Origin of the sequence: Mycobacterium kyogaense, from assembly GCF_003254575.1 — a bacterium.
Taxonomy (GTDB): domain Bacteria; phylum Actinomycetota; class Actinomycetes; order Mycobacteriales; family Mycobacteriaceae; genus Mycobacterium; species Mycobacterium kyogaense.
In genome coordinates, this window is record NZ_QJUA01000006.1 from 120,750 (window position 1) to 139,123 (window position 18,374).

Below are 18,374 nucleotides of genomic sequence, written 5' to 3' on the forward strand. Positions count from 1 at the left end.
TCCGGTCTAGGCGGAGTGTTCGCCGGGGCACGCGTTCGCGCAACCATGGACATCGCGCCATGCGCGTTCGATGAACGTCACGAGCCGGTCGACTGACGCCGGACCGGTACGGTTGCGCCACACCACATGGCCGTCGGGTCTCACCACGACCGCGCCGTGGTCACCCACCTGGAGCAGGTCGACCGCGTCTGTGCCGGTCACTGCGACGACGGTGAGCGGCGCGAGAATCGGATGTTCGGCAAGGGCTTCGGTCCATTGCCGCGGATCGGCGGTCAAGAGGGTGAGCCCCCGTCGGCGGATGGCCTCGTGGGTCGATACCTCGACACCGGCGGGTGACGTGATGGTCGCATGCGGGAGGCGTGCGCCAGGGTGGGTGGTCGGGCGATAGAGTGCGACGTCTCCCGCGGGGCAGGGTCCCTCGGAGTCGTCGATCAGCGGGCTCTGGTAGGCGTAGCCGAACTCCAGGCCGCTGGCGACGAAGTGTTCCTCCTGTCCCGGGATGGCCTCGGCCATGCGCCGACGCAGTCGCACGCTGCGCGCGTTCTTCCGCAGCAGGCGCCGGGTTCGCGATGTCTGTGCGGTGGTCAGCGCGTCCGCGACGGCCGCGACGATCCGGTCGGGAAGCCAGTGCAGCGGCAGCGTGCCGAAGAGCTCGGTGGCCAGGTGCAGGGACCGGTTGGTGATGCCCAGCGGCGCGGTGACGTGGTCGAGGGCGAAATGGTTGTGGGTGCTCTGCGCGGCGAACCGCTCGATGACCGGCCGCCGCTCGATCTCGTAGGTGTCCAGCAGTGACTCCGATGCGCCGTCCCGCAGCACCGCTGCGAGCTTCCAGGCGAGGTTGTGGGCGTCCTGCACCCCGCTGTTCAGACCGAACCCGCCGGTATGCGGAAACCGATGCGCGGCATCGCCGACGAGAAGCAGCCGACCCTGCCGAAATCGGTCGGCGATCTGCCGGGTCATGGTCCAGGTGCCGGTCGAGCGGATCCGGTACTCGGTGGACCCGATGACCTCGGGCAGGATCGCATTCCAGTAGCGCCGACTGTCACGCGCGATCGTCTGCGCGGTATGCAGATACGGCGTCATCAGCACGTAGTCGTCGTCGGCGTGGGCGATCATCACGCCGCTGAAGCGCGGGTGGTAGATCCAGCTCAGCAGCGGTCGGCTCGCACCTTCCGGGTACAGCCTGGGGGCGTGGAAGAAGACACTGCCCATGTTGGCGAGCACAGGGCCGCTCATGGTGATTCCGGCGGCATCCCGCAGACCACTGTTCGCGCCATCGGCAGCGATGACGAACCGCGGGACGACGACATCGGGGTCGTGATCGTCGGACCGCAGAACCACTTTGCTGCCCAGGATCTCGGCGTGGCAGCCGCGGCGGAAGTCGACGAGGGGCTCGTTCTCCACGGCGTTCCACAGCACCGGCATGAGCAGATGCTGACCGATGTGGGAGATGAGGTGACGACTGTGTGTGCGGACCTCCGCGAGCCGGTCCGGCTGGGACAGCAGGTCGATCTCACCGATCGGATCGGAACGGACATCGGTGCACCAGCGGATGATGTTGACGGTGTCGATCGGCGGTGTGATCGCGTCCAGCGCGGCGCCCAGGTCCGGGGAAGCCTGCTGCCAGATCTCCAGCGTCCGCGCATTGATGACGTGCGCCGCCGGGTGCATGCGCGGGTCCCGACGCTCCTCGACAAGGGTGCTGGCGATGCCATAGCGCGCGAGCAGCAGCGCCATGGTCGATCCCGCGGCGCCGGCACCGACGATGACGATCGGTTCAGTGGGCATGTGTCACAGCGTCTTCCACGTGATCGCGCGCTTGTTGGATCGCGGCTTCGTGCCGGGCCGCGTGCCGGCGCCCCTGGCGAGGAGCTGCTCGGAGTCGGCACCGGCGCGCAGTCGCTCGAGCAGGTAGTCGGGATCTATGTCGACACCGATGGGGTTGTCGTCGAATTCGCGGCTGTTGAAGTAGTCCGCGGTCTGCTGTGCGGTGGGGAAATTCTCGGTCTGGAACTCCAGCCGAATGCCCTCGGGGTCCTCGTAGTAGAGGCTGGTAGTCGGCCCGTGGTTGATGGCCCACACCGGGGTGATGCCGACGCCTTTGAGTCGTTCGTAGGTCAGCAGCAGCTTCTCCACGGAGACGAACGTGAAGGCCAGATGGTCGATGCCGTAGGTCTTGCGGCGCCACCGCGACAGAGGGAAGGCGTAGCGCAGTGGTGGCGGGAGTTTGACCAGGGCCAGCCGGTGACTCTCGTGATCCCATGTGAGAAAAGCGATCTGGCCGTCTTCGTGGACCACGCGTGCCCCGAAGACATGGCCGTACCACTCGATCATCTCGGCGCTGCGCGCCGTCTTGACGACCCAGTGCGCGATGAAGTCCGGTACCAGACGATCCGGGAGATCGTCGAGATCCGGTGCGGTGGCGGCGGTATCGGCATCGTCTGAGTGGTCCGGTTGCAAGGGATTGGGTGTGGCACTCATGGGTTCGAGCTCCCGTCGATGGTGATGGTGGTGCGCTGTGTGCCGAGGTCCAGGGTCCCGGCGGCGTTGCGGATGGACGCCGTGACGACGTCACCGGGCTTCAGATAGGGCTTGCGCTGGTTCATCCTGATGAAGGCGGCCCACAGCCGGTTCTCGGGCAGCAGCGCTGTGGCGAGTCGACGGATGACGGCCGGCGGAGAGCCCGCCACGATGCCGTGCGGCGTGCCGGTCAGCAGGACGTCCCCGGGATCGGAGTTGCAGAATTCACTCATCTCGGTGAGTGTTTCGGCGGGTTTGTAGAGCATGTTCGCGGTGTTGTCGGCCTGCCGCGGCGACCCGTTGACCTCGAGTCGCAGCTCCAGGTCGTCGAGGAGGCCGAAGTCGTCGGGCTCGAGGACCGCGAGCACCGGTCCGAGGGGGCAGAATCCGCGATAGCTCTTGCCTTTGAGGAACTGTCCCTGCGGGAGCTGGATGTCTCGGGCCGAGAGGTCGTTGGCGATGGTCACGCCGAAGACGTACTCGGGCAGGTTCTCAGCGGTGATCGTGACCGGTGCATCGACCGTGCCGCGCAGCACCAGCGCGAGTTCGATCTCGTAGTCGAGCAGGGTCACGTGCGCAGGGCGGACGACCGGGTCGTTGGGTCCGGTGACGGCCGCGTCGGTCTTGTCGAAGAACAGGTTGAACTCGCGCGCGTCGGGGTCCATCCCCGATTCGATGGCGTGCTGACGATAGTTCGCCCCCTGGCACATCACCCGGCACGGAACCGTGACCGGGGAGAGCAGATCGACATCGTCGAGCCCGACCTCCGCAGGCTCTGCTGCGGCAGCGGTCCAGTCGGCCCGGCCGCGCTCGATCAGGTCCGCGGTCCGCGGGTAGTCCCCGCTCAGTGGCGAGATGCGCTCACCGGTGAGTACACCCCACGAGGCGCGCTCGGTGCGTGAGTATCGGACGAGATGGACGACCATCGACGACTCCCGTCTGCCGGTTCCCGCGACCGGCTCGATGACCAGTCAACTGCGAGGCGGACCCGCGGCACCTGGCCTCGAGTCCAGGATCGACGCGCCGACGTGAGCGCTCAGTCCAAGGGGCGGGAGCTCGGTTCCAGCACGACGTCGCCGAGCTCCTCGACGAGGGTGAGCGCTGCGTGCAAGTGGAGGCGGCGGATCGTCGTGGGCCGGCCCCGCAGCTGCTCCGCACGCTGAACCCGGTACGCGACGGTGTTCCGGGCGACCTGCAGATCGGCGGCCGTGGCGGCCAGGCTCCTGTCCCGGTCGAGGTAGCACTTCAGGGTGTGACGCACGGTTCTCACCGCCTCGGCGCTGCCGGCCAGATCGCCGAGTTCGCGTGTGACGAACTCTCGGGCCGCGGGGAGGTCGGTGCTGAGCATCGCCACGATGTCGAGGTCTTCGTAGCGGAACACGCAACCCGGTCGCGTGGACATCGAGCCGATCCGCGCCACCTCTGCTGCCCGCCGGTGACTCTGGCGAAAGCCCTCCACCCCGGCGCCCGCCGTACCGATCGCGATGCGGACGCCCGGCGGTGGTGAGACCGTGGGCATCACAGCTTCGGGCGGCGTCGTCGTCCGTGAACCCCAGGCCCACACCCGCTGCGCACCGATGGGATGCACGAGCGTCGACGCGCACCCTGCCGCGGCGAGCGCCTGTGCTGCAACGATTTTCAGCTGCGCCGGTTCAACGGACACCGCTGGACCGGTCCAGACGATGATCCCGAGATGCCAGCGGTTCAGGTCGTAGCCGAGAACCCGGACCGCCCGGTCCGTCGGCACGGGCGTACCCGCCAGCAGGTCCTCGACGATCTGGGCGCGCAGCGCCACCGAACCCGCCACCCACTCCTCGTGTGCGCGTGTGTATTCCGCGGCCATCTGCGTGGTGAGGACGTCGACGATGCCGAACAGCACCTCGTTGATCCGCCGCATCTCGGTGAATCGCTGCGCCTCCGGAACGACACGTTCGGCGGCGTCGAGCAGAAAGCCGACTGCTGTCGAGTGGGCGAGGTGGATGCTCCGCAGCATGTGTTCGATGCCGATGCCGCGCGCCACCACCTCCATCGGCCCGGCGAGCACCTCTGGCATCTGCGCGAAGGACACGTCGTCGTCGAGGGCGACCAGGGACAGGGCGCCGAGCGCGACAGCTTCGCACCCCTTGGCGACCTCATCGGCGACCACGTCCACCGCCAGTTCGGGTATCTCCGCAGTGACACGCGCCGCCATGAGCGCACCCAGTTCGACAGCCCAGCCGGCGGGGCCCGGGCCCAGCGCTTCCGCGAGCAGCTGAGCACGCTCGGGCAGGACGGAGCTGTCCGGAAAGGCCCCCGGGGTCCGCGGTTCCAGTTCGGCGAACCAGGGTGTGATTCGCGCTGTCGGACCCTCTCTAGGCAATTTTGATCGGCAGTGTCGCCCATCCGCGCAGGACGCGGGTGTCCCGCCGCCGGCCTTCGCCGGCCAGGACCGGGTTCGGATATCGATCGAAGAACGTGCGTAGGCCCACCGCACCCTCCGTCCGCGCCAGAGCTGCACCCAGACAGAAATGCCGGCCCCCGGAGAACGACAGGTGTCGCCCGGCATTGTCGCGGGTCACGTCGAAGAGGTGGGGGTTCGGGAAGACCCCGGGGTCACGGTTGGCGCCGGCCAGGTACAGCACGACCGCCTCGCCGGCCCGGATCGTGTGTCCCGCAACGTTGTTGTCTTTCACCGCGATGCGTGCGGTGAGTTGCACGGGCGATTCGAGCCGCAGGATCTCTTCGACGGCGTTCGGCCACAGGTCGGGCCGTTCCCGCAGCAGGTCCAGTTGATCTGGGTGGCGGAGCAGCAATTCGATGCCGCTGCCGAGCAGGTTCACCGTGGTCTCGAAACCCGCAGCCAACACCAGACCTGCTGTGGCGAGCAGCTCGGAGTCGTCGAGCCGGGTGCCCTCGTCGGTGGCGTCGATCAGCTGACTCATCAGATCGTCTCCGGGCGACGCTCTCAACTCCCGGATATGGTCTGTCAACCACTGTGTGAAGCTGGTGAGGCCCTCCTCGACGCGAAGGTATTGCGGCCAGGACAACCCGACGTCGAGGCTCGGCGCGGCGAGTTCGCCGAACTGCAGGATCTTGGAGCGATCCCGTTCAGGCACACCGAGGATGTCGCCGATCACCGTCACCGGCAGCCGTGAGCAGTACCGGTCGACGATGTCCACGACGCCTGCCTCGCTGTCGAGCTCGTCGACCAGCGCCACCGCCGCGGACTCGATGCGTTCTTCGAGCGCCGTCACCGCCCTGGCGGTGAAGACCGAGGAGACGGTTCGGCGGTAGCGGGTGTGGTCGGGCGGTTCCACCGACAACAGCGAGGGCGGCAGGAGTGGGTGGATTCGGCCGCGGGGACGCAAGCGCTCCTCGATCAGTCCGAGGAACGCCGGCAGCGAGTTGCCGCTCGACGTCACGGCGAAGTCGTCGGAGCGTAGAACCTGGTGGACGACGGCGTGATCAGCCGTGAGCCAGGCCGCGCGGGCGCGCGCGAGCCTGCCCTGGGCGCGGATCTCGTCGGCGAACTCGCCGGGGTTCGCGCGAGCTGCGGGATCGGCGATCAGCCGGCCCTGCAGATCGCCGCGGCGCGCCCCGACCGTGGTCAGGGCGCGGATCACGCCGTGCAGGGTCATCCAGTGCAGGCGCTGCCGGACCGTCATACCGCCAGAGTAGAGACTGTGCGCGACGACTACTTGGATCACAGTCCAAGACGCCGCTGCACAAGCGAGCTCTCAGACCTGTCAGTCGCGCGGGCCGACGGTCACCGCATCCTGCTCGGGTGCGTCAGCCAGCGGTTCGACCTCCTCGCCGGCGAGCACCTTCTGCATCCGGTCCTTGTCGAGCTGACCCTCCCAATTCGCGACGACGAAGGTCGCCACGCAGTTGCCGAGCAGGTTCACCGAGACCCGCATCGAATCCATGATCCGGTCGGCGCCGAGGAGCAGCGCGACCGCGGCGACGGGGATCGCTCCGTGCCCGATGGCGGCGACCGTCGCAGACAAGGCCAGGAAGGAGGAGCCGGGCACGCCGGCCATCCCCTTCGAGGTGAGCATCAGCACCAGCACCGCGGTGATCTGCTCGCCCAGGCTCAGATCCACCCCGAGCGCCTGGGCCAAGAAGAGCACGCAGATCGACAGATAGAGGGTGGCGCCGTCCAGGTTGAACGAATACCCGGTCGGCACAACCAAACCCGTGGTCGTGCGGGAGCATCCGGCGTTGGCCAGCTTGGCCATGATGCGCGGCAACACCACCTCGGTGGACGCGGTGCCGAGCGCCAGGAACATCTCATCCTTGATGTACACCAGGAACTTCCACAGGTTCACCCCGGCGAAGACCTTCACGATCACCGCCAGGATGAGGATGAACAGCACCGCCGCCAGATAACAGGCGGCGATCAACTTCCCGTAACTGGCCAGCGACCCGATGCCGTACTGCCCGATGATGTAGGCCATCGCGCCGAACGCGCCCAGCGGGGCCAGCCGCATCACCCACCCGATCACCGTGAAGAAGATGTGGCTGAGGTGATCGACGACGTCGAAGATCAGCGGTGGCCCGGATTCGCCGAACTTGGCCAGGGCCAACCCGAAGAGCACCGCGAAGAACAACACCTGCAGCAGAGCGTTCTCCGCGAATGCGGAGACCACTGAGGTGGGAATGATGTTGAGCAGGAACTCCACCGTGTGGGGCAGCTCGCCGTTGCTGGTCTTCTTCGCGACAGCCTCGGCGCCGCTGGCCAGTGTCTGCGGATCGATGCTGAATCCACTGCCGGGCTTGACGATGTTGCCGACCACCAGACCGAAGATCAGTGCGAAGGTGGTCACCGCCTCGAAGTAGATGAGCGCTTTCACCCCGATACGGCCCACCGATTTCAGGTCGCCTACATGCGCGATACCGAGCACCACCGTGCAGAAGATGATCGGGGCGATGAGCATCTTGATGAGCTTGATGAAACCGTCGGCCAGCGGTTTGAGTGAGCCGCCGATGTCGGGCCACAGCCAGCCGACGATCACGCCCGCGACGATCGCGACCAGCAGTTGGATGAACAGCGACGTGTACCAGGGCGGCTTGGTGGCCAGTCGGACCATCTCGCTGTGTGGCGGTTCGATCGTGGTGCTCATGCCGAGACGCTAGGGAGTTGCGGTAACCGCCGTGTGTGGCCGATGTTTCACGCACGAAACGGTCGGTGCTCAGCGGTGCGGCGAAAAATCGCTTTCCGCCGGTTCTTTGGGCACTCTATCGTCGCATGATGGAGGTCCGTGAACACGACGATGTCGAGAGCTTCCTCGCCTTCGCGGGTCCGCTGTACGCACGTGATCCGATCCTCCACACCGTCGAACTGACGGCGCTGGCCGCCGGTGTCGGCGCCGAGGCGTTCCTGATGACGGTGCACGACGGCGGCGGCGTGGTGGGTGCCGCGATGCAAACTCCGCCCTACCCGCTGCTGGTCAACGGACTCCCCGTCGAAACAGTCGATGTTGCAGTCACATTCGTCGCCGAGGTCTGCCCCGACTTGTGCGGGGTGCGCGGTCTGCGCGATCGTGCTCAGCGGTTCGCCACTGCATGGCAGTCGAGCGTGTCGAGGGATGGTCGGGTCAACGTCGAGGAGATGCTGTACCGGTTGGGCACCCTGCAGCCCCCGGTCGACGTGCCCGGAGAACAGCGCCTTGCGACCGAGTCCGATCACCCGGTGCTCGCCGAGCGGGTGGAGGATTTCTTCGTGGAGGCGTTTCACGACGCCCGTGACGAGGAAGCGGGGTTGCGTTTCGTCAGAGACGCTGTCGCCGTGGGTAATCGGTTCGTGCTGTGGACCGTCGACGACGAGCCGGTGAGCCTGGCGATGCTGCGCGCCCCTGCATCGGGGGTTTCGCGGATCGGTCCCGTCCACACTCCGGCGGTGGCCCGCGGGCACGGATTCGGGTCAGCGGTGACGGCCGCGGCGGCACACATGGCACGTGAGGACGGCGTGCCTGACGTGGTGCTGTTCGCCGACCTGGCGAACCCGGTGTCCAATGCGATCTACCGCCGCATCGGTTTCGAGCCGGTCAGCGAGAGTGTCCGGATCGACTTCGTCCCACGATGACGCGTCGAACGTACGGTTTCTGATGGAAAACCGACGTTTTTCATCAGAAACCGTGCACTCGGCGAGCCACGATGACTACGGCAGCTGCCGCGTCGTCAGCATTCCCTCGGTGAAGTCGCGGCGCAGCTGCTCGATCATCGACCGGGCGCGTAACGGCGGGCTGTCCGAATGTGATTGCAGCGCAACGCCGGTGACGACGTCGGCCAGTGCTGCCACCGATGACCACTGCGGCTCCCAGCCCAGTTCACTGCGGGCGCGGGAACAGTCCAGCAGCGGGACGCTGAACGCCAGGTCCAGCCAGCCGCGGTCGATCGGCTGAAGCCCGGCCCGCCAGCTCAGATCCACCAATGTGCTGAGCACCCGCGAGGGCACATGAATCTGGAAGGAACCCAGTACCTGTGCCACCTCTGCACGGGTGATCGGAGGGTCCGCGGCCAGGTTGAATGCCCCGGTGGCTCGCCGTTCGAGGGCGCGCAGGATCGCCGCGGCGACGTCGTCGGCGTGGATCAGCGGGATGCACAGTCGTCGATCCAGGGGCAGCACCGGCAGCATGGGAACGGCGAGCATCGGCAGCCACCCCGGCAGCGCGTAACGCATCAAGCCGCTGGCGGCCGCGCGTTGGACGATGAATCCGGGACGCATGCGCGCGATCGGGATCCCGTTGTCACCGTGTTCACGCTCGTAATCGTTGAGCAGCTCCTCGGCGGCCGACTTGTCGCGACTGTACGGCGAGGAGGGAATGCCCGAGGTGACCCACGACTCGTCGACGCGCTCGGTGTAGCGCCCTGCGGCATAGGTACCCACCGACGACATGTGGATCAGGTGAGGCACCGACACCTGATGCGCTGCTTGCAGAATCGCCGAGGTGCCGCCGACGCCGAGCCGGGTCAGATACTCGGTGTTACGGGTCGGCTGGAATCCCCACGCGAGGTGTACGACCGCGTCGGCACCCTTGACGATCTGTGTCAGGCGTTGCGTGACATCGGGTTCGGTGAGATCCAGTTCCTGCCACTCGACGTGGCGATAGACGCCCTCGGGTTCGGGTGGACGGCGCACGACGCCGACGATGTCCCACTCGGGTGCTTCGTCGGCGAACCGGCGCAGCAGCGCGGTGCCGACATTGCCGGACGCGCCGGTGATGACGACGCGCACGGTGTCACGCCGTCGCGGCGGGACTGTCCGGGACCGGCAGCGTCTCGACGTTCGATGCCGGACGGTCGCGTTTACGCGCGATGATCAGTGCTCCGGTCAGCAGCGTCGCGGTGAGCAGCGTGGGCACGAACAGGAACTGTGCGAGCGCGACCCTACGCTGGATTTTCAGGCCCGTACGGGCCGCGGACCGGGTCTTGCTGGTGACGCTCATGACTTCCTCCGGTTCGTGAGTGTGCGTCGGCCATACCCGAGTCGTCGCTCTCGCAAACGCCGTCGTCAGGCTCGGGCGGGTCGAACCTCACATCCACACGCTGGAAGCCCTTGGCTTGCTGGGCTTCTGCCTGACCGGCATACATCTTGCGGTCGGCTTCGGTGAGTTCGACGTTGTCGGTGAACGGGGTCAGCAGTGCGCGCGGGTGCAGTCGGTCGACGCGCACCGCGTTGATCTCGGCGCAGATCAGCAGCGTCGTCGACACCAGGTACAGGAAGGCGAGGAGCCCGAGCACGATGGCGAACACGCTGTTGGTCGCGCTGGCCGAGCTCAGCACGTGCGCGACGTAGGCGGCGCCGAACCACTGCAGCAGCTGCCAGAGCACGGCGGCGGTGATCGCTCCGGGCAGCACGTCGCGGTAGCTCAGCGGCCGCACGGTGGTGACCCGGAACGCGGCGACGATGACCGCGGTGTTCAAGGCCAGCGACGCGAGTACCACCCCGGTGGTGCCCAGGAAACCCAGACCGGCCCAGGCCCGGCCGACTGCGGTCAACACGGTCGTGGCGATGACCGCCGAGCCCAGTACGAACAACAGCAGCAGGCTGTACAGGCGCGCACGAATCGGGTCCGGACGCGTGTACCGGGGCACGGCCCACACGATGTTCATCGCGTTCTGCAGGGCGTTGCCGACGCCGAGCCCGCCGTACAGGGCGCCGGCGATACCGATGATCACCGCGGTGGTTCCGCCGCTGAGCGCCTCAGGTTGGCTCAGCTGATCACTGATGACCGGGAACTGGTCGATGGCGGCGTTGACGATCTGCTCGCGCCACTCCGGCCGGCCGGACAGCACGACGCCCAGCACCGTGGTCAGCAGAAGAAGCAGGGGAAACAGCGAGACGAACGCGTAATAGGTGATCAACGCGGCCAGATACCCGGCCTGATCGTCGACATATTTGTAGACGACAGCGATCGTGAACCCGGCCGCTCGGCTGCGCTGCTGCAGACGATCCAGCCACTTGACCATCGTGACCTCCCACGCCTACGGCCCTGCGCCGCTGCGGGGATACCCGCTCACCTGCTGATTCACTCACGTTGCCCACGCGAGCGGCGCAGGGTGCGGCCGCGGCGCCGCTGCTGGTCCTCGCTGGCGATGTTCTTGTCGATCACCGTGGTGTCGCGCAGGGGCAGCTGCAGGTCGTCCTCGGCGGCGATTCCCGCCTGCAGTTGGCGACCTCGCTCGAGCTCGGCATCGACCTCCGCACCGAACAGCAGGGCGAGGTTGGTCAGCCACAGCCACAGCAGGAAGACGATGACGCCGGCCAGCGTGCCGAACGTCTTGTTGTAGCTGCCGAAGTTGGCGACGTAGAGGCCGAAGAGCAGGGACGCGACGATCCACGTGAGGATCGCGATCGCCGCGCCCACGCTGATCCACCGGAATTTGGGCTGTTTGACGTTGGGGCCGGTGTAGTACAGCGTCGCGACCCCGACGACGACGAGGAACAGGAGCACCGGCCACCGCGCGATGTTCCAGACCGTCAGGCCGGTCTCGCCGATGCCCAGCCGGGCGCCGATGGTCTCGGCAACCGGTCCGCTGACCGCGAGGAGGAAGGCGGCTACGGCCACGACGATGAGCCCCGCGAAGGTCAGCCCCAGCTGCTGTAGGCGCAGCTTCCACGCCGGCCGGCCCTCTTCGACCTCGTAGATGCGGTTCATCGCCCTGCCGAACGCGCCGACGTATCCGGACGCCGACCACAGCGCGCCGAGAATGCCGGCGATCAGGGTGAAGCCGGCCGACGGTGCGTTGACGAGTTGTTCGAGTGGTTGCCGCAGCACGTCGACGGCAGCACCGGGACTGACGTCGTCGACGATCCCGAGGATCGTGTCGGCGGTGCGCTCACCCTGACCGAATACGCCGAGCAGTGACATCACCACCAGCAGGGCGGGAAACAGCGACAGCACCGCGTAGTAGGTCAACGCCGCAGCGAGATCCATGCATTGGTCGCGGGTGAACTCGCCGACGGTCTGCCGGAGCACGTACCGCAGCGACGGCCGCGTCAGCTCGGTCGGTGACTCGGGCTTGCTCGGGTCGTCTGGAGCAGGGCGGTTCTCGTCGTCCGTTCCGGGCCCGTTCGTCCCGGGCCCGTCCGACGCCGGAGCGTCGACCGCCCGCGTGTGATCAGGCGTCGGGCGGGGCGGGGGACTGGGCGTGCGCCCGGACCGCGCTCCCTTGGTCAATGCCCCGGTCGCCAGCCCGGCCAGGAACGCCCCGGCCAGTGCGACGGGGCTGCGGCGGGGACGGGGTCGAGCCTGGAGCTGCTGCTGCATTGGCCAGATTTGCCCCGCCTCCGCGGCGGCAAACGTGCGATTAGAACGCGTAGCGGATGCGGCACTCCGGCAGCGTGGTGGCGATCAGGTCGGTCAACTGGTCCACCCACCGGCCTTTCCACCCTGTCTTGTAGCGCACGTTCCACTGCCCGCTCTCGCTGCGTTTGACCTGTTGCAGATCCGGGCGCCACAGCAGGTCCTCGCCGCGGGGGTGCCAGCCGAGGTTGACCTCGTGCAGGCCCTCGTTGTGGGTCAGGAAGATGATCTCGGCCGCCAGCTGGGCGCGGGTCCGTGCGCTGGTGCCGTCCGCCACCTGGGTCAGCAGTTCGGTCCAGTCCGCCAACCAGTTCTCGTGCACGATCACCGGGCTGAAGTTCAGGTGAACCTCGTAGCCGGCGTCGACGAAATCGTCGAGTGCAGCGATGCGGTCAGCGATCTTCGACGTACGGACGTCGACGATGCGCGACGTGTCGGCCGGCATCAGGCTGAAGCGGATCCGGGTTCCGCCCCGCGCGTCGTAGGTCAGCAGATCGCGGTTGACCAGCTTCGTGGCGAAGCTGGCCTTCGCGTGAGGTAGGCGCGCGAACAGGTCGACGAGGTCGTGCACGTTGTCCGAGACCATCGCGTCGACCGAACAGTCGCTGTTCTCCCCGATGTCGTACACCCAGTCGACCGGATCGCATTGATTGGGAACGGCTTTGACGCCTTGACGAGCCGCATGCCGCTCGAGGTAGCCGGTGATCTTCTCGATGTTGGCGAACACCGTGATCGGATTGGCGTACCCCTTGCGCCGCGGCACGTAGCAGTACGAGCACGCCATCGCACAGCCGTTGGACGTCGACGGCGCGATCCAGTCGCTGGAGCGCTCGTTGCGACGCGCGCTGAGGCTCTTCTTCTCGCCGAGCACGAGCACCTCGCGTTTGTTGCGCACCCAGTCCTCGACGTTCCCCTCGTTGCCGTACATGCCGGGGATCGCCTGATGCGACAGCACCTCGATGCGTTCGGCCGCGGGGTAACGGTCGAGCACCTGACGCGCGCGGGGAAAGCGTTCGATGTCAGGTTCGTGGTAGATGCGTTTGACGTCGAGCAGCCGGCCGGCAAGGGCTTCGGGGGTCCGGCGGTTCACCGAGAGACAACGACCGTCGGGACGCGCGGGTTCCTGGTTTGTGCGGGCTCGCAGTGGGCACTCGGCGAAAATGACGGAACCGAAGACCGAACCCTCCACCGGGGAGTTGTTGGGTCAACTGTCTGCTCAGACGTCACGGCTGATCCGTGACGAGTTGCGGTTGGCGCAGAAGGAAATGCAGGAGTCGGCCAAGCACGCCGGAATGGGCGCCGGTCTGGCCGGCGCGGCGGGGGTCCTCGCGATCCTCGGTGTGGCCACGGTGATCGCTGCGGCGGTCGCCGCACTGGCTCTGGTGCTGCCGGTGTGGGCGGCGGCGCTGATCGTGGCGGCGGTGGTGTTCGCCGTCGCGGGCGTCATCGCGCTGGTCGGCAAGAAACAGGTCGACCAGGTGCCGCCGCCCGCGGCCGTCGCGGTGGACAGCGTGAAGGCGGACATCACCGAGTTGAAGGCCCACACGAGAGGCAATCGCCATGGCAGCACAGCCTGATCGGGGACCCGAACCGGGCCCCGACGCCGGCATCGACGAACTCCAGGCCGACATCGAGCGCACCCGCGCCGAACTCGGGGAGACCGTCGGTGCGCTGACCGAGAAGTTGGACGTCAAGGGGCGGACCCAGCAGAAGGTGACCGAGACGAAATACGCTGTGTCGCAACGCAGTCACGAGGCCATCGAGACCGTGAAGGCCAAGCCCGGCATTCTGGTCGCGCTCGTAGCGACGGTCGGTGTGCTGATCTGGTTGCGTCGCCGACACTGACGAGTCAGTCCTCCTCGGTCAGCTGCGGGGCGATCTCGCGGGTGGCCATGCCGCCTTCCTTGCCGTGGTCGGCCGGCCCCGGCCGGTCCTTGCCTGCTGGGCTGTCCTCTGCGCCGACTTCGGCATGCTCGTTCTGATCTCTTGCCATCACGTCCCCTCCTGACCGTTCCAGGCTATCGGCCCGCGTACGCTTACCGACCGTGATCGACATCGCGCTGAGCGACATGCGGGACTGGTTCGGCTTCGGCGTGGCGGGCAATTTCGCCGGTCATCTCGAGCAGGCCGGCGAAGCGGTGGATTTCGTCAACGTGGCCAGCGACGGTGAGGCGCCCAAGGGCATCTTCCCGTGGTACGCGCCGGGCTCCGAGACGTTTCTCGGCGAGTTTCCGCTGTCCAATGACGAGACCCGCCTGCCCCCCGAAACAGACGGTCCGCTGAACCTGCAGATCGAGCCCGAGGTCGGGCTGGCGTGCCGGGTGGTGTGGCGCGGCGACACCGTGGTGACACTGGAACCGTTCGCGCTCGGCGCGTTCAACGATTGTTCGATCCGCCGGCCGGGCGCGAAGAAGATCAGCCACAAGAAGAACTGGGGACCTGCGTCGAAGGGGGTGTCTCGCTCGTTCTTCGAGATCAGCGACCTCACCCCGGACGGGCCGACCGCCACGCTGCGGCTGGTGTGTCTGCTCCACTCCGACGGGGAGGAGCACGCCTACGGCGTCGACAGCCCGGTGATCGGCTACTCCTACTACGGCGAGGTGCTGCTCGACTGGATCGTCGAACGCCTCGCGAACCAAAAGGGTTCGGAGGACACCCCGCTCGAGGACGTCGGCGCTCTGATGGTCGCCAGCGGTCACCCCGAGAACGTGTTGATCGGGATCGGAGCCACCCGCTACACCGAGCTCGGCGAGAGCACGTTCCTCAAATCCGGCGACGACGCGATCGTGCGCGTCTACGACACCGCCGACGACGCGGCGGCTGAGCTGCGCCAGACCGTGCGCTGAGGGACTCCTCGAGCGGTCCCCATCACACCTCGGGTCACGTCCGGAATTTTTCGCGCGGTCAGCGGCATTCATCCAAGTGTCGCCAGCGGGGCGATCACGACGGAGGAGACCGAGATGACCGATCAGCGCACCGTTCGACGGGCACTCCTCCTGGGCGGGATCGGCGCGGTCGCCGCCGCCGGACTTCTCGGTCCCGGCACCGCGAGCGCACACGCCGAATCCTGTCCGGACGTGTCTGTGGTGTTCGCTCGCGGGACCGCGGAGCCGGCCGGCCTGGGCCGGGTCGGGCAGGCGTTCGTCGACGACCTCCGTGGTGAACTCGGCGGGCGCAGCGTCGGTGTGGCGGCCGTGAACTACCCGGCGTCCTACGACTTCCTGCAGTCCGCGCCGGCCGGCGCCGACGACGCCAGCGCCCAGATCCAGGCCACCGCCGCCCGCTGCCCCGATACCCGCATCGTGGTGGGCGGGTATTCGCAGGGCGCGGCGGTGGTGGATCTGATCACCGGCGATCCCGCCGCCACCTTCGGTTTCGGCCGGCCGATGCCGGCTGACGTCGCCGACCATGTGGCAGCCGTCGCGGTGCTCGGCAATCCCGCCGGACGGATCGGTCGCACCCTGACCACGTCCAGCCCGCTCTACGGCGCCAAGACCATCGACCTGTGCAACGGCGCCGATCCCGTGTGCTCGAACGGTGACGACCGGCCCGCGCACAGCGCCTACGTGCAGTCCGGTTTGGTCTCGCAGGCGGCTGATTTCGTCGCCGGACGGGTGGCGAGTCACGCGCCGGCCGGCACGCTCGTCAACGCCTCGGGCACCGTCGGCTGACATTTCGGCCCGCCGGGGCATGCACCGTGTCACAGTGCACTGTGCACACCAAGGTGGCGGTCATCGGGGCTGGACCCGGCGGACTGGTCGCGGCGCGTTGGCTTCTCGCCGAGGGCTTCGACACACACCTGTTCGAGCAGGGGCCTGATCTGGGTGGGCAGTGGACCGGAGAGATCGGCGCCAGCGGTGTGTGGCCCACGCTCTACACGAACACCAGCCGCATCCTGACCGCGTTCAGCGACCTGCCCCACGACGGACGCCAGACGTTCCTGTCCGCGCAGGAGATCCTGCGCTATCTGCATCGCTATGCCGAGATGTTCCGCCTGAAAGATCGAATCAGGTTGCACACCAGAGTGATTCACGTGAAACATGGCGGTGGTCGGTGGTCTGTCGAGACAGCGGACGGAGCCGAGACCTTCGACCGCGTCGTGATCGCCAGTGGGCGCTTCCAGACTCCTGCGCTGCCGCCGGTGCCCGGTCTGTCGACGTTCAGCGGACCCGAGGGAGTGCGGTCCACCTTCGACTACCGCGGCGTCGAACCGTACCGAGGTAAGCGCGTTCTCGTCGGCGGCTGCGCTGTCAGCGCTCTGGAGGTGGCGGTCGAACTCGTGCACGGTGGCGCGGCCGCGGTGACGGTGACACAGCGCCGGCAGCGCTACGTGCTGCCGAAGTTCGCCGCCGGGGTGCCGTCCGACCACCGCATCTTCACCCGGTACGGCGCCCTGGCCGCCGAACGTCTTCCGGCGGCCGAGGTCGATCGTCAACTCAGGGCGATCGTCACCGACGCCGGTGGCAGTCCCGAGCAGTACGGGGCTCCGACGCCCGATCCATCGCTGTTCGCCGCGGGGGTCACCCTCAGCCAGGACTATCTCCCTCTGGTCGCGGAGGGACGCATCGATGTGCGGCCGTGGCCGCTGTCGGTGTCCGGCCGCGACGTGACGTTCGCCGACGAAGGCACTCAGCAGTTCGACGGAATCCTGTTCGGCACGGGCTTCCGCCTGGATTTGCCGTTCCTCGCCGACGAGATCCGAGAGACGCTCGGCCTGGACGACGTCCACCTGGAGGCGGACCGGTACACCTTCCACCCCGACCTGCCGGGGTTGGCGTTCGTCGGGATGTGGGATCAGTCGGGCGGCTACTTCGTGCCCCTGGAACTGCAGGCCCGTTGGCTCGCCTACACCTGGTCGGGCCGGGTGCCCGCAGCCGACCTCGGGGCCCAGCGCGCCGCCGTCGAGGCGTACCGGGCCCGCCGCGGACTGCCGCAGAAGACCCGAATGAACCTCGCCGCCATCGGTTTCGCGCGCGCCGCGGGCTGTGAACCGCTGCTCGACCGATGGCCCGAGCTGCGGCGTGCACTGCTGTTCGGTCCGCTCGCGCCGAGCTGTTTCCGCCTGGACGGACCTGACGCCCTGCCCGATGCCGCCGAGGAATTCGCCCGTGCCGCAGCTGCCTTCGGAGCAATTGAGTCGCCGGAGTTCACCGACCGCGAACAGGCCGACTGGAACCTGCTGCAGAGTCACTGAACACAACTCCTATCCCATCAGCTGGTGGCGTCCAGAATGAGTTTCACCGTCTCTTCGGGCTGGTCCCAATGAGGGAAGTGGCCGCAGTGCGAGAACCAGTGCAGAGAAGCGTCGGGGAAGGCGCGCTTCGCCGGTTGGGCCTCGCTCGGTGGGGTCACGCGGTCGTTACGCCCCCAGCCGATCGTGACTCGGCCCCTCAATGAACCGGCCGGTGCGCCTTGCTGTTTGGGTCCGTGCACCAGTGCTCGCACTGCGTCGTCCAGACTCGGAGAGCCAGCGAAGTTGCGTAGTTCGCCGAGCACCAGTTCCGCGGGCAGCTGCCACGGTTTGGCAGAGAACTGCAGCAACAGTGCGGTACGCCCGACTGCGCTGTTCGTCAGGGCGGGCAGAAGCGGTTGAATGCGCTTGACCAGAGCGATCGACGGACCGACGGTGCAGCCGAAGATCTTGACCTGTCGGTCGGACCAGAACCCTCCCGGGGCGAGCGCCACCGCGTTACCGCCGTGACCGCGGCGGGCCAGTTCGAGCACCATTCGCGCACCCATCGAGCTACCGACTACGTCGACGTCGCCGAGTTCCTGCTCGCTGATGAAGTTCTCGACGGCATCGGTGAGCGAAGAGACGGAGACCTCGCCGGTCAGCGGTGGGCTTTCCCCGAAGCCGGGAAGGTCGATGGCGATCACCGAGCGTTCGCGGGCCAGAGCGGGGACGACGAGGTCCCAGTTGTGCAGGTTCGAGATGCCGTGGACGAGCAGAAGGGGTTTACCTGAGCCGGTACGGATCGAGTACATCTGGGGCGGGTACCCCGACCGGACGGGTTGAACGGAGGAAAGCTCCACGGGATAGGACGCCTGTCTCATTAGCATTGCTCA

19 protein-coding genes are annotated in these 18,374 nt (G+C 67.4%); 6 read left to right on the plus strand and 13 right to left on the minus strand.

Annotation, left to right across the window (positions count from 1 at the left end):
- Positions 1–6: 6 nt before the first annotated feature.
- The 6 genes from DMB80_RS06820 to dctA form a co-directional block, all read right to left on the minus strand.
- Complete coding sequence (locus DMB80_RS06820) at positions 7–1,788, minus strand: FAD-dependent monooxygenase (protein ID WP_111509155.1); 1,782 nt, start codon at positions 1,786–1,788, stop codon at positions 7–9.
- A gap of 3 nt (positions 1,789–1,791) precedes the next feature.
- Positions 1,792–2,481, minus strand: coding sequence for a VOC family protein (locus tag DMB80_RS06825; RefSeq protein WP_111509156.1), 690 nt, complete (start codon positions 2,479–2,481; stop codon positions 1,792–1,794).
- The gene (locus DMB80_RS06830; protein ID WP_111509157.1) at positions 2,478–3,446 is read right to left on the minus strand and encodes a fumarylacetoacetate hydrolase family protein; all 969 of its coding nucleotides are present in this window, start codon (positions 3,444–3,446) and stop codon (positions 2,478–2,480) included. The genes DMB80_RS06825 and DMB80_RS06830 overlap by 4 nt, the downstream gene beginning before the upstream one ends.
- A gap of 110 nt (positions 3,447–3,556) precedes the next feature.
- A complete protein-coding gene (locus DMB80_RS06835) occupies positions 3,557–4,711 on the minus strand; it encodes a PucR family transcriptional regulator (protein WP_240431038.1) in 1,155 nt (384 codons plus the stop codon).
- Between the two features lie 160 nt (positions 4,712–4,871).
- The gene (locus tag DMB80_RS06840; protein ID WP_111509158.1) at positions 4,872–6,164 is read right to left on the minus strand and encodes a cytochrome P450; all 1,293 of its coding nucleotides are present in this window, start codon (positions 6,162–6,164) and stop codon (positions 4,872–4,874) included.
- Positions 6,165–6,245: 81 nt separating this feature from the next.
- A complete protein-coding gene (gene dctA, locus DMB80_RS06845; protein WP_205538561.1) occupies positions 6,246–7,622 on the minus strand; it encodes a C4-dicarboxylate transporter DctA in 1,377 nt (458 codons plus the stop codon).
- A 128-nt stretch (positions 7,623–7,750) separates the two neighbouring features.
- Between dctA and DMB80_RS06850 the strand changes: the two genes are divergently transcribed.
- Positions 7,751–8,584 carry a GNAT family N-acetyltransferase gene (locus DMB80_RS06850; RefSeq protein WP_111509229.1) on the plus strand — a complete coding sequence of 278 codons (834 nt, stop codon included), beginning with the start codon at positions 7,751–7,753 and terminating at the stop codon, positions 8,582–8,584.
- A 75-nt stretch (positions 8,585–8,659) separates the two neighbouring features.
- Here the strand turns inward: DMB80_RS06850 and DMB80_RS06855 are convergent, their stop codons facing one another.
- Genes DMB80_RS06855 through DMB80_RS06875 form a run of 5 tightly spaced genes read right to left on the minus strand, consistent with a single transcriptional unit; the run spans position 8,660 to position 13,398 of the window.
- Positions 8,660–9,736, minus strand: a complete 1,077-nt coding sequence (locus tag DMB80_RS06855; protein ID WP_111509159.1) for an NAD-dependent epimerase/dehydratase family protein — start codon at positions 9,734–9,736, stop codon at positions 8,660–8,662.
- 4 nt (positions 9,737–9,740) lie between these two features.
- Positions 9,741–9,863, minus strand: coding sequence for a hypothetical protein (locus DMB80_RS28790; protein ID WP_276131524.1), 123 nt, complete (start codon positions 9,861–9,863; stop codon positions 9,741–9,743).
- Between the two features lie 25 nt (positions 9,864–9,888).
- Positions 9,889–10,971: a YihY/virulence factor BrkB family protein gene (locus tag DMB80_RS06865; protein ID WP_111509161.1), complete on the minus strand. Its 1,083-nt coding sequence runs from the start codon at positions 10,969–10,971 to the stop codon at positions 9,889–9,891.
- Positions 10,972–11,030: 59 nt separating this feature from the next.
- Complete coding sequence (locus DMB80_RS06870; protein ID WP_111509162.1) at positions 11,031–12,272, minus strand: YihY/virulence factor BrkB family protein; 1,242 nt, start codon at positions 12,270–12,272, stop codon at positions 11,031–11,033.
- A gap of 40 nt (positions 12,273–12,312) precedes the next feature.
- The gene (locus tag DMB80_RS06875) at positions 12,313–13,398 is read right to left on the minus strand and encodes a spore photoproduct lyase family protein (protein WP_111509163.1); all 1,086 of its coding nucleotides are present in this window, start codon (positions 13,396–13,398) and stop codon (positions 12,313–12,315) included.
- Between the two features lie 70 nt (positions 13,399–13,468).
- Between DMB80_RS06875 and DMB80_RS06880 the strand changes: the two genes are divergently transcribed.
- Together DMB80_RS06880 and DMB80_RS06885 are read left to right on the plus strand one after the other, a co-directional pair.
- Complete coding sequence (locus DMB80_RS06880) at positions 13,469–13,885, plus strand: phage holin family protein (protein ID WP_111509164.1); 417 nt, start codon at positions 13,469–13,471, stop codon at positions 13,883–13,885.
- Positions 13,869–14,153, plus strand: coding sequence for a DUF3618 domain-containing protein (locus DMB80_RS06885; RefSeq protein ID WP_111509165.1), 285 nt, complete (start codon positions 13,869–13,871; stop codon positions 14,151–14,153). Before DMB80_RS06880 ends, DMB80_RS06885 begins: the two co-directional genes overlap by 17 nt.
- 4 nt (positions 14,154–14,157) lie before the next feature.
- Here DMB80_RS06885 and DMB80_RS28015 read toward each other — a convergent pair whose 3' ends face one another.
- Positions 14,158–14,304 (minus strand): hypothetical protein, encoded by a 147-nt coding sequence (locus tag DMB80_RS28015; RefSeq protein WP_162938427.1) that lies wholly within the window; start codon positions 14,302–14,304, stop codon positions 14,158–14,160.
- Between the two features lie 49 nt (positions 14,305–14,353).
- On the opposite strand from DMB80_RS28015, the gene DMB80_RS06890 reads away from it, so the two are divergent.
- The 3 genes from DMB80_RS06890 (at position 14,354) to DMB80_RS06900 (ending at position 17,502) form a co-directional block, all read left to right on the plus strand.
- Positions 14,354–15,154 (plus strand): DUF5718 family protein, encoded by an 801-nt coding sequence (locus tag DMB80_RS06890; RefSeq protein WP_048421660.1) that lies wholly within the window; start codon positions 14,354–14,356, stop codon positions 15,152–15,154.
- 114 nt (positions 15,155–15,268) lie between these two features.
- Positions 15,269–15,979: a cutinase family protein gene (locus DMB80_RS06895; protein WP_048421659.1), complete on the plus strand. Its 711-nt coding sequence runs from the start codon at positions 15,269–15,271 to the stop codon at positions 15,977–15,979.
- Positions 15,980–16,005: 26 nt separating this feature from the next.
- Positions 16,006–17,502, plus strand: coding sequence for a flavin-containing monooxygenase (locus tag DMB80_RS06900; RefSeq protein ID WP_240431039.1), 1,497 nt, complete (start codon positions 16,006–16,008; stop codon positions 17,500–17,502).
- A 17-nt stretch (positions 17,503–17,519) separates the two neighbouring features.
- Here the strand turns inward: DMB80_RS06900 and DMB80_RS06905 are convergent, their stop codons facing one another.
- A complete protein-coding gene (locus tag DMB80_RS06905) occupies positions 17,520–18,293 on the minus strand; it encodes an alpha/beta fold hydrolase (protein WP_111509166.1) in 774 nt (257 codons plus the stop codon).
- Positions 18,294–18,374 lie beyond the last annotated feature (81 nt).